Raw genomic sequence first — 10,407 nt, 5'->3', positions numbered from 1 at the left:
GATGTGCTCCAGCTCGACATCGGCATAGTCGCGGGCGTGCAACTCGGTGACCACCTGGCGCCAGAGCAGGCCGCTATCCATGACATTGGACTTCTCGGCCGAGGTCACCTTGTTGCGGCGGCCACGGGCCAGTTCGAAGGCCACGCGCGCCACCCGCTCGATCTCGGCGGTGGTGTAGACCTGGGTGTCGACGGCGCGCTTGCCGCCGCCGGGCAGGTCCTCGATGAAACGGGGGCTGCCGAAATAGATGCCGCCGGTGAGCTCGCGGACGATCATGAAGTCCAGGCCCTCCACCACCTCGCGCTTGAGGCTGGAGGCGTCGGCGAGCGGCTGGAAGCACAGGGCCGGGCGCAGGTTGGCGAACACCTCCATGCCGGCGCGCAGGGCCAGCAGGCCGGCCTCCGGCCGCTTGTCGCGGGGCGCGCCGGCCCACTGCGGACCGCCGACCGCGCCCATCAGCACCGCGCGCGACGCCTTGGCCGTCGCCAGGGCCTCATCGGTGAGCGGGGTCCCGTGAGCGTCATAGCTCGCGCCCCCGAACAGCCGCTCCTCGATCGCAAGCTCCGGCGCCAGCGCCTGCGCCACCCGGCGCACCTGGGCGGTCACTTCGGGCCCGATGCCGTCGCCCGGCAGGAGGAGGAGATCGGTCATGGGAGGAACCTTGGAAGGGGCCTAGAGCGCGCGTTGCGAGGCGGTCTCGTAGGCGAAGAGCCGGCGGTCGCCAACCCCGAACTGGGGCCATTGGCTGCGCCACGCCGCCATGTGCGGCGTCTGGAAGTGCGCGTCGAGGCAGGCCTGGTCGCGCCAGGCCTCGAACACCCGGATCAGGCCTGGATCGGCCACGTCCTGGGCGTAGGCATATTCTAGGCACCCGTCCTCGGCCCGGCTGGCCGCCAGCATGGCCAGCATATGCGGCTTGAAGCGCTCCAGGTTCTCCGGCGGCACGCGAACCGTGCCGGCGATGATCAGGGTCATGCGCCCTCCAGCCAGGGCTCCGACAGGGCGCGCTTGGTCTCGTAGACGTCGATGTCCTTGGCCGCCGTCAGGGTCTCGCCGATGGCGTCCAGGCCCTGCAGCATCTTGGCCTTGCGCTGGGGGTCGATCTGGAAGCTGAAGGCCGCGCCGGAGGGGGCGACCACGGTCTGGGCCTCCAGGTCGACGGTCACCAGGTGGTTGCCCCCCTTGGCCTCCTCCATCAGGGCCTGGACCTCCTCGGGCTTCAGGACCACCGGCAGCAGGCCGTTCTGGAAACAGTTGTTGTAGAAGATGTCGGCGAAGGACGACGAGATCACGCAGCTGATCCCGAAGTCCAGCAGGGCCCAGGGCGCATGCTCGCGGCTCGACCCGCAGCCGAAATTGTCGCCCGCCACCAGGACGCCCGCGCCCTTGTACTCCGGGCGGTTGAGCACGAAGTCGGGCTTCTCGCGGCCCTGCTCGTCGAAGCGGAAGTCGTAGAACAGCCCCTTGCCCAGGCCCTCGCGCTCGACGGTCTTCAGGAACTGCTTGGGGATGATCTGGTCGGTGTCGATATTGGCCATGGCCAGCGGCGCCATGCGCGCGTCGAGCTTGGTGAAGGCTTTCATCTAGGCGGTCTCGGTTTCGGCGTTCTGCTGGATGAGGAGGGCCGGGGCGGCGGGGACGCCGGCGCGCAGGGTGAAGACCTTGGTGCCGGGCTTGCGGCCGGTCCGCACCTCGGAGACGTCGAAGCCGGCGGCGGCGATGCGGGCCCGGGCGGCGTCGGCGTCGGTCACCCGCCAGGCCAGGCCGCCGAAGCGATCGGGGGCGTCGCTCACCGGGGTCTTGAGGCTAGCGCCCATCTCCACCACCGCCGAGCCGCAGCGGAAGAACAGCTGGCGCACGCCCCACTGGTCGTTGGACCGGTCCAGGCGCAGGTCGAGGCCCAGCTTGGCGCCGTAGATGGCCAGCGCCCGGTCGGGATTGGCGGTGTTGATCACCACGTGGTCCAGCTCGCTCACCGCCGAGGCCTCGCCGTCCACGGGTTCCGACAAGGGCCAGGGCTCGCCGCTGCGGGGCGGGTCCACCAGCAGGATGTTCAAGCCGCCGGTGTCGGCGGCGTTCAGGGCGCTGGTGGTCCAATAGCGCTTGCGGCCGTCGTCGTGGGTCGAGCGGGTGGGGCCGGGGACGCTGCCGCGCAGGCCACGGCGCTCGGCCAGTTTCTGGGCGGCCTGAGCGTTGTCGACCGTGAAGGCGATGGCCCAGATCCCCTCGCCGTGCTCGGCCAGGTGCCGGCGGATCGTGTCGCCGAAGGCGCCCTCGCCGTGCGGGGTGATGACGTCCAGCGCCATGTTGGGCAGCTGGAACCAGGCGTGGCGGGCCCCGCCGTCGCCGCCGATCCAGTTGGGCTCGCGGCCCAGCAGGGCGCGGTAGCCGGCCACCGCGGCCTCCAGATCGTTCACCGCCAGCGCGATGTGATCCAGGCCCGTGATCACGGCAGGAACTCGCGGACGTCGACGATGTGGCCGGCGATGGCGGCGGCCGCGGCCATCGCCGGGCTCATCAGGTGGGTGCGGCCGCCGCGGCCCTGGCGGCCCTCGAAGTTGCGGTTGGAGGTCGAGGCGCAGCGTTCCCCCGGCGCCAGGCGGTCGGGGTTCATCCCCAGGCACATCGAGCAGCCCGGCTCGCGCCAGTCGAAGCCCCCAGCCTTGAAGATGGCGTCCAGCCCTTCCTCCTCGGCCTGTTCCTTCACGAGGCCCGAGCCCGGAACCACCATGGCCCGCACGTGGGGGGCCACCAGGCGGCCGTTCAGGAAGGCGTGCTGCACCACCTGGGCGGCGGACCGCAGGTCCTCGATGCGGCTGTTGGTGCAGGACCCGATGAAGACCACGTCGATCTTGGCATCGGCGATCGGCTGGCCGGCGGTGAGGCCCATATAGTCCAGGGCCCGTTCGGCCGAGGCGCGCTTGTCGGGGGTGGCGAAGCTCTCGGGGGCCGGCACGTTTCCGGTGACCGGGATCACGTCCTCAGGGCTGGTGCCCCAGGTGACGGTGGGGGCGATGTCGGCGGCGTCCAGCACCACCTCGCGGTCGAACACCGCGTCGGGGTCGGACTGGAAGGTCTTCCAGTGGGCCAGAGCCATCTCCCAGGACGCGCCCTTGGGCGCGGCCGGGCGGCCCATCATATAGTCGAAGGTCTTCTGATCGGGCGCCACCAGGCCGGCCCGCGCCCCGGCCTCGATCGCCAGGTTGCACAGGGTCATGCGGCCTTCCATGGACAGGCCGGCGATCGCCTCCCCGGCATACTCGATCACCGAGCCGGTGCCGCCCGCCGTCCCGATGGCGCCGACGATGGCCAGGGCGAAGTCCTTGGCGCCGACCCCGGGACCCGGGGTCCCGTTCACCGTCACCCGCAGGTTCTTGGACTTCTTCTGGCGCAGGGTCTGGGTCGCCAGCACATGCTCGACCTCGGAGGTCCCGATCCCCTGGGCCAGAGCCCCGAAGGCGCCGTGGGTGGAGGTATGGCTGTCGCCGCAGACGATGGTCATGCCCGGCTGGGTGCGGCCCTGCTCCGGCCCCACCACGTGGACGATGCCGTTGCGGATATCCCCCATGGGGAAGAACTCGATGCGGTTGTCCTTGACGTTGCGCTCCAGGGTCTGGAGCTGCAGCCGCGCCTCCTCGTCGGCCACCGCGCCGACGCCGAGCTCCTGGCCCTGGGTGGGCACATTGTGGTCGGCCACCGCGAGCGTGCGGTCGGGGCGGCGCACGGGGCGGCCGGCGGCGCGCAGGCCGGCGAAGGCCTGGGGCGTCGTCACCTCGTGGATCAGGTGCAGGTCGATATAGAGGATGGCCTCGCCGTCTTGCTCCGCAACGACGTGGGCGTCCCAGATCTTGTCATAAAGGGTCTTGCCGGACATGGGCGGCATGTAGGGTCGGAGGGGGGCGTAAGTCCAGCGCGGGGCGACGATTTCTCCGGCCGCCACGCACGTTCATGCCTCAGGCGGCGGTCTTTTTGGCCTCCGGGGGGCAACCTTGACCTTTCAGGGCGTCGCGTAGGGCGGTTTCCAGCGGGGTGTGGGGTTCGGCGCCGAGGGTTTTCACCAGCCTGGCGTTGTCCAGCAGCACGGTCTCGCGCCAGAGATAACGCATCTCCACCATCTCGCGGAGCATCTCCACGAAGGGGGCGAGCGCCCGCAGGGCCAGCCAGGGGAAGGCCTTCACCGCCAGCCGGCGCCCGGCCACCCGCTCCAGGGCCGCGATCATCTCGTCCCCGGTCAGGACGTGGCCGGCGTGGTGATAGACGGCGAAGTCGGGCAGCTCGGCCTCCATCTCCAGCAGCCGCACCATGGTCTGGGCGAGGTCGGGCAGGTAGGCCCAGGCGTGGGCGATCCCCCGCGGCCCCGGATAGCTGACCGACCTCAGCGGCCGGTCCTTGGCCACCAGGCCCTCGGTGAGCCAGGAGCTGCCGCTGATGGGGCCGAAGAAATCGCCGGCCCGCACCACGATGGTCCGCACCCCGGCCTCGGCCAGCCGACGCTCCATGGCCACCCGGATCGCGCCCTTGCGGGTGCTGGGGTTCTGCGGCGCATCCTCGGCCATCCGGGGGAAGGCGTCGGGGCCGTAGTTGTAGACATTGCCGGGAAAGACGATCCGCGCGCCCGTCGCCTTGGCCGCGGCGATGGCAGCCTCCAGCATCGGGACCGCCAGCCCCGCCCAGTCCTTGTATCCGGGCGGATTGGCGCCGTGGACGATGGCCTGGACTCCCTGGGCCGCGGCCAGGACGTCGGCGGCGGACATGGCGTCGCCCTTGACCCATTCGATGCGCGCAAGACCCACCGCCGCGCGGGCCGCCTGGACGGGGTCGCGGTGCAGGCCGCGCACCCGCCAGCCCCGCGCCAGCAGGGCCGCGGCCACCTCGCCGCCCACCGAGCCGGTGGCCCCGATCACCAGGGCGGTTTTCCCGCCGGTCTTGTCTGTCGCCGCCATCACGCCATCTCCTGGTAAGTGGCCAGGATCAGGGGCGGGGAGCTCAAACGAAATTGCGGATATCCGTGACTCAGCTATTCATAAGCGCATGAGCGATCCGACCTGGGACCTCTATCAGAGCCTCCACGCCGTGCTGCAGGCCGGCAGCCTGTCGGCGGCCTCGCGGGCCCGCGGCCTGACCCAGCCCACCATCGGCCGCCACATCGAGGCCCTGGAGCAGCAGCTGGGCGCCCCGCTCTTCCTGCGCAGCCCCCGCGGCCTGACCCCCACCGACCTGGCCGTCAGCCTCAAGACCCACCTGGAGGAGATGCACGCCGCCGCCGCCGCCGCCCTGCGCGACGCCTCGGGGTCGGCCGACAGCGAGACCGGCTCGGTGCGGATCGCCGCCAGCCTGATCGTCGGGGTCGAGGTCCTGCCGCGCATCCTGGCCGGTTTCATGGAGCTGCACCCCAACATCCAGATCGAGCTGGTGCTCTCCAACAAGGTGGAGGACCTGTCGCGCCGCGACGCCGACATCGCCGTGCGCATGGCCAGGCCCACCCAGGGCGCCCTGGTGGCCCGCAAGGTGGGTATGCTCGGGGTCGGCTTCTACGCCACCCAGGCCTATCTCGACCGCCGAGGCGTGCCGGAGAGCCTTGAGGACCTGGAGAACCACACCATCATCGGCTTCGACCGCGAGCGGCCGCCCCTGGAGGCCCTTTCGGGGATCGACTTCCCGCGCCCCATCACCCGCGACATCTTCCACTTCCGCACCGACGATGACGCCGCCCAGGTCTCGGCGATCCGAGCCGGCATGGGGATCGGCGGCGTCCAGCACCAGATCGCCCGCCGTGACGGCCTGGTCCCGGTGCTCTCCAACGCCTTCTCCTTCCAGATGGAATGCTGGATCGCCATGCACGAGAACCTGAAGGGCAGCCGCCGCATGCGGCTGATGTTCGACCATCTGGTGGCGGGACTCGGCGGCTATCTGGCCGAGGGGCGATGAGCTGGACGGGCGGATGTCTCTGCGGCCAGGTGCGCTATGAGGCGACCGGGACGCCGCTCAATGTGCGGGCCTGCCACTGCACCCTGTGCCAGAGGTCTGCCAGCGCCCCCTTCTTCGCCCACGCCATGTTCGCCGCCGATGACATCACCTGGTCGGGGGAGACCCTGGACTATCCCACCTCCGAACGGGTGATGCGCCGCTCCTGCGCCCGCTGCGGGACCCTGGTGTTCGCTCAGCCCAACGACGCCCCGGCCCGGATCGCCATCAGCCTGCCGACCCTGGACGATCCCGATGCGCTCGTCCCCGACATGCACATCTTCACGAGCACTAAGCGGGCCTGGCTGGAGCTGGACGACGGCCTGCCACAGTATCCGGAACGGCCCCCCGCATGAGCCGGCTGCCCCACTTTCCGATTGCGGGCGGCTGCGCCTGCGGGGCGATCCGCTATGAGCTCCGCGCCCCGCCGATCGCGGTCTATACCTGCCATTGCGCCGACTGCCAGACGCTGACGGCCAGCGCCTTTTCCATGGCCATGCCGGTGTTGCGCAAGGACTTCGAGATCACCCAGGGTGAGCCCGCGACCTGGTTGCGCAAGGCCGCGTCCGGGACGGTGATCCCGCAGCGCTTCTGCCCCGACTGCGGGACGCGGGTCTTCACCGAGCCGCCGGGCGGCCCGCATTCCGTGACCATCCGACCGGGCACCCTGGACGACACGAGCTGGCTGCGGCCCGTCTCGGCCTTCTGGGTGTCCAGCGCCCAGCCCTGGGTGACCTTCGACGAGGACGTCCTGCAGTACGAGACGCAGCCAACCGATTTCGTGCCGGTGATGCAGGCCTGGAAGGCGTGGGTCGAGGGCTAGGCTCCAACGAAAACGGCGGCCCCGTCGCCAGGGCCGCCGCTTGAAACTCGTAGGTGCGCTCGAAGACCTTAGTCCTCGGCGGCTTCCGGAGCCGCTTCGGCGGCCTTGGCGCCGCCGGTGTAGGAGCGTTCGGCGATCCGGGCCGACTTCCCGCGACGGTCGCGCAGATAATAGAGCTTGGCGCGACGGACGACGCCGCGACGCTTCACCTCGATGGATTCGATCATCGGCGAGTGGGTCGGGAACACCCGCTCCACGCCTTCGCCGAAGGAGATCTTGCGAACGGTGAAGCTCTCGTTGATGCCGCCGCCCTGACGGGCGATGCAGACGCCTTCATAGGCCTGAACGCGCTCGCGCTCGCCTTCCTTGATCTTCACGTTCACGCGCAGGGTGTCGCCGGCCTGGAAGTCCGGGATGGTGCGGGTGGCGAGGAGGCGCTTGCGCTCTTCGTCTTCGAGCTGCTGGATGATGTTCATCGTTTCGTCCTTGGGTCTTCGGGCTTAATCGCCCTTTGGCTGTTGATTGGCGGTTCGCCGCGCCCACAAGTCCGGGCGCTGCTTCCGCGTCGTCTCTTCACGCTGCTCAGCCCGCCATTTCCGCACCAGGGCGTGATGGCCGCTCAGCAGCACCTCGGGGATATCCAGGCCTTCGAACGTCCGCGGTCGCGTATATTGCGGATGCTCGAGAAGCCCGTCCTCGAAGCTCTCTTCACTCAAGCTCTCGGCCTGCCCCAACACACCCGGGACCAGCCGTACGCACGCCTCGATCGTGACCAGCGCCGCGGCCTCGCCACCGGCGAGCACTGCGTCGCCGACGGCGACCTCCTCGAACCCTCGGGCGTCGAGCACCCTCTGGTCCACCCCCTCGAACCGGCCGGCCAGGACGATCAGTCCCGGACCCACCGCCCACTCCTTGACTCGCGCCTGGGTCAGGGGCTTGCCCCGGGCGCTCATATATAAAAGCGGCCGCCCTCGCCGCTCCACGCTGTCCAGCGCGGAGGCGATGACGTCCGCTCGCATCACCTGTCCCGGACCGCCACCCGCGGGGGTGTCGTCGAGGAAGCCGCGCTTATCCTTGGAAAACTGGCGAATGTCCACCGTTTCCAGGGTCCACAGCCCCTGCTCGCGCCAGGCCGTGCCGATCAGCGAGACGCCGAGCGGGCCCGGAAAGGCCTCGGGAAACATGGTCAGCACGGTGGCGTCGAAGGACATCTGCGGCTTTTGGACCATGCGGGCGGGGATTTCTACCGCCTTGCCCGAGCGGCCCTATGGGCCTAATCCGTCGCCTTTCGCACTTGCAGCATATTTCGAGACCGATATGGACACGCCCGAGAGCCTGATCGAGACCCTGTCGCTGGAACGTCTGGAACTGAACCTGTTCCGGGGCGTCAGTCCGTCCATGGGTCCTGGCCGGATCTTCGGCGGCCAGGTGATCGGCCAGTCGCTGCTGGCGGCCTATGAGACGGTCGAGGACCGGGTCTGCCACTCCCTGCATTGCTACTTCATCCGCCCGGGCGATCCGCAGATCCCCATCGTCTTCGACGTCGACCGCTCCCGCGACGGCGGCACCTTCACCACCCGCCGGGTGGTGGCCATCCAGACTGGCAAGCAGATCTTCAACCTGGCCGCCTCCTTCCAGGTGGTGGAGGAGGGCTTCGAGCACCAGGCGCCGATGCCCGACGTGCCCGGCCCCGACGACCTGCCCAGCGAGGCCGAGCAGCAGAAGAAGATGCTGGAGAAGGCCCCGCCGGAGATGCGCAAGATGATGTCGCGCCCGCGCCCCATCGAGATGCGCGCCGTCGACGGCAACCCGTTCTTCAATACGGGCCCCAAGCCCGCCGAGAACAGTGTCTGGTTCCGCTGCCGCGCCCCGATCGGCTCAGATCCGCACATGCACCAGGTGATCCTGGCCTATGCGTCGGACATGAACATGCTCTCGACCGCCATGCGGCCCCACCGGGTGGAATGGCAGACGCCTGGCCTGCAGTCGGCCAGCCTCGACCACGCCATGTGGTTCCACAAGCCGTCCAACTTCAACGAGTGGCACCTCTACCATCAGGACAGCCCCTCGGCGTCCGGCGGCCGCGGCTTCGTGCGCGGCTCGATCTTCGACCGCAAGGGCGACCTGGTGGCCTCGGTCACCCAGGAGGGCCTGATCCGCATGCGCAAGCCCGAGGCGAAGGCTTAATTCCAGGATCGTCCTGGCCGGGCTTGTCCCGGCCACCCATGATCTCCGAGATTCAGAATAGGCCAGACGTCCCCGCTCGCACCCTTGCGGCGCGACGGTGATCATGGGTCCCCGGGACAAGCCCGGGGATGACGATCAGTTGGGTCAGGCCTTCGTATCCACCGCCCCGCCGGCGTCGTCGTCGCCGTGGGCGGCATAGGGATTGGCCGCGCCCGTCGGCTCGCCGCCCGGGGACGGTCCGGTGGAGCCCTTGGCGGCCACCACCACCATGGCCGGGCGGATCAGCCGGCCCAGCAGCTCATAGCCCGGCTGCAGCACCTGGATGACGCCGCCGCCGGCCACCTCGGTGGAGAGCTGCTCCATCATCGCCTGGTGCTGGTGGGGGTCGAACTTGGTTCCCTTGTCGGGCTCGATCTTCTTGAGGCCATTGCTCTCGAAGGCGGACTGCAGCGACTTTGCGGTCATCTCCACGCCCACCACGAAGGTCTTCACCACCCCGTCGGCGCTGTCGGCGGGGGCGGCGGCCAAGGCGCGGGCCAGGTTGTCGGCCGCGCCCAGCAGGTCCTTGCCGAACTTCTGGATGGCGTAGGCGCGCGCGTCATTGGCCTCGCGCTCGGCGCGCCGCCGGGTGTTCTCAGCCTCGGCGGCGTAGCGCAGCACCTGTTCCTTCAGGCCCTGGATCTCGGCCTTCAGGGCCTCGATCTGGTCCACCGCCGCATCGGCGAATTCGTTGAGTTCGTCGGCCGGCGTTTGATCGTCGGACATATTCAATCCTTCACGCGTTCTCGGACCTGGGACAGCACGCGGGCGGTATAGTCCACCAGCGGGATGACCCGGGCATAGTTGAGCCGGGCCGGACCGATCACGCCGATCGCGCCCAGCACCTTCTGTTGGCCCGTCATATAGGGCGCGGCGATCACGGCGGAACCCGAAAGCGAAAACAGCCGCGTTTCGGCCCCGATGAAGATGCGCACGCCCTGGGCCTCGTTGACCCCGTCTAGCAGACCGATGAGCTGTTCCTTTTGCTCCAGATCATCGAACAGCATTCTAACGCGTTCGAGATCCTCCAGGGTCTCCGGGTCGGCCAGGAGATTGCCGCGGCCCCGCACGATCAGGGCCCGCTCGGCCACCTCGCCCCCGCCCCAGGCGGCCAGGCCGTCCTCCACCAGGCGGGCGGCGGTCTCGTTGAGCTGGCGGCGCGCGGCCTCCAGCTCGGTGCGCATCTCGCGGCCGGCCTCCACAAGGGTCTTGCCCCGCAGGCGGGTGTTGAGGAAGTTCGAGGCCTCCTGCAGGGCGCTGGGGGTGACGCCTGCGGCCAGCGACATCAGCCGGTTCTCCACCGCCCCGTCGTCGAAGACCATGACGGCGAGCGCCTGGTCGGCCGAGAGCGAGACGAACTCCACGTGCTTGACCCCGGCGTCGCGCACCGGGGT

General features: G+C 69.6%; 14 protein-coding genes. 4 read left to right on the top strand and 10 right to left on the bottom strand.

Annotated elements, in window-relative coordinates; all coding sequences use genetic code 11:
* From Q7T09_RS09265 to Q7T09_RS09240, 6 genes are all read right to left on the bottom strand, one after another.
* On the bottom strand, nucleotides 1–651 hold a 651-nt coding region (locus Q7T09_RS09265; RefSeq protein ID WP_304699320.1), incomplete at its 3' end, for an isocitrate/isopropylmalate family dehydrogenase.
* A gap of 21 nt (nucleotides 652–672) precedes the next feature.
* Nucleotides 673–975, bottom strand: coding sequence for a putative quinol monooxygenase (locus Q7T09_RS09260; protein ID WP_304699319.1), 303 nt, complete (start codon nucleotides 973–975; stop codon nucleotides 673–675).
* Entirely contained in the window at nucleotides 972–1,583 is a 612-nt protein-coding gene (gene leuD, locus Q7T09_RS09255; protein ID WP_304699318.1) for a 3-isopropylmalate dehydratase small subunit, read from the bottom strand. Before leuD ends, Q7T09_RS09260 begins: the two co-directional genes overlap by 4 nt.
* Nucleotides 1,584–2,450, bottom strand: coding sequence for a VOC family protein (locus Q7T09_RS09250; RefSeq protein WP_304699317.1), 867 nt, complete (start codon nucleotides 2,448–2,450; stop codon nucleotides 1,584–1,586).
* Nucleotides 2,447–3,874, bottom strand: coding sequence for a 3-isopropylmalate dehydratase large subunit (leuC, locus tag Q7T09_RS09245; protein WP_304699316.1), 1,428 nt, complete (start codon nucleotides 3,872–3,874; stop codon nucleotides 2,447–2,449). Before leuC ends, Q7T09_RS09250 begins: the two co-directional genes overlap by 4 nt.
* Nucleotides 3,875–3,953: 79 nt before the next feature.
* Entirely contained in the window at nucleotides 3,954–4,943 is a 990-nt protein-coding gene (locus Q7T09_RS09240) for an NAD-dependent epimerase/dehydratase family protein (protein ID WP_304699315.1), read from the bottom strand.
* 88 nt (nucleotides 4,944–5,031) lie between these two features.
* On the opposite strand from Q7T09_RS09240, the gene Q7T09_RS09235 reads away from it, so the two are divergent.
* Genes Q7T09_RS09235 through Q7T09_RS09225 form a run of 3 tightly spaced genes read left to right on the top strand, consistent with a single transcriptional unit; the run spans nucleotide 5,032 to nucleotide 6,787 of the window.
* Nucleotides 5,032–5,928, top strand: a complete 897-nt coding sequence (locus tag Q7T09_RS09235; RefSeq protein ID WP_304699314.1) for a LysR family transcriptional regulator — start codon at nucleotides 5,032–5,034, stop codon at nucleotides 5,926–5,928.
* Complete coding sequence (locus Q7T09_RS09230) at nucleotides 5,925–6,320, top strand: GFA family protein (protein WP_304699313.1); 396 nt, start codon at nucleotides 5,925–5,927, stop codon at nucleotides 6,318–6,320. The genes Q7T09_RS09235 and Q7T09_RS09230 overlap by 4 nt, the downstream gene beginning before the upstream one ends.
* Nucleotides 6,317–6,787 (top strand): GFA family protein, encoded by a 471-nt coding sequence (locus Q7T09_RS09225; RefSeq protein WP_304699312.1) that lies wholly within the window; start codon nucleotides 6,317–6,319, stop codon nucleotides 6,785–6,787. Before Q7T09_RS09230 ends, Q7T09_RS09225 begins: the two co-directional genes overlap by 4 nt.
* A 68-nt stretch (nucleotides 6,788–6,855) precedes the next feature.
* Here the strand turns inward: Q7T09_RS09225 and rplS are convergent, their stop codons facing one another.
* Entirely contained in the window at nucleotides 6,856–7,263 is a 408-nt protein-coding gene (gene rplS, locus Q7T09_RS09220) for a 50S ribosomal protein L19 (RefSeq protein ID WP_304699311.1), read from the bottom strand.
* Nucleotides 7,264–7,287: 24 nt separating this feature from the next.
* Nucleotides 7,288–7,998 (bottom strand): tRNA (guanosine(37)-N1)-methyltransferase TrmD, encoded by a 711-nt coding sequence (trmD, locus tag Q7T09_RS09215; protein ID WP_304699310.1) that lies wholly within the window; start codon nucleotides 7,996–7,998, stop codon nucleotides 7,288–7,290.
* A 106-nt stretch (nucleotides 7,999–8,104) separates the two neighbouring features.
* Between trmD and tesB the strand changes: the two genes are divergently transcribed.
* Nucleotides 8,105–8,974, top strand: coding sequence for an acyl-CoA thioesterase II (tesB, locus tag Q7T09_RS09210; protein WP_304699309.1), 870 nt, complete (start codon nucleotides 8,105–8,107; stop codon nucleotides 8,972–8,974).
* A 144-nt stretch (nucleotides 8,975–9,118) separates the two neighbouring features.
* On the opposite strand, the gene grpE is transcribed toward tesB, so the two are convergent.
* Together grpE and Q7T09_RS09200 are read right to left on the bottom strand one after the other, a co-directional pair.
* Nucleotides 9,119–9,739, bottom strand: a complete 621-nt coding sequence (gene grpE, locus Q7T09_RS09205; RefSeq protein ID WP_304699308.1) for a nucleotide exchange factor GrpE — start codon at nucleotides 9,737–9,739, stop codon at nucleotides 9,119–9,121.
* 2 nt (nucleotides 9,740–9,741) lie between these two features.
* Nucleotides 9,742–10,407: heat-inducible transcriptional repressor HrcA (locus tag Q7T09_RS09200; protein WP_304699307.1), on the bottom strand; the 666-nt coding region annotated here is incomplete at its 5' end.

Source organism: Phenylobacterium sp., from assembly GCF_030645195.1.
GTDB lineage: Bacteria > Pseudomonadota > Alphaproteobacteria > Caulobacterales > Caulobacteraceae > Phenylobacterium.
This window is presented reverse-complemented; position numbering and strand designations above follow the sequence as displayed.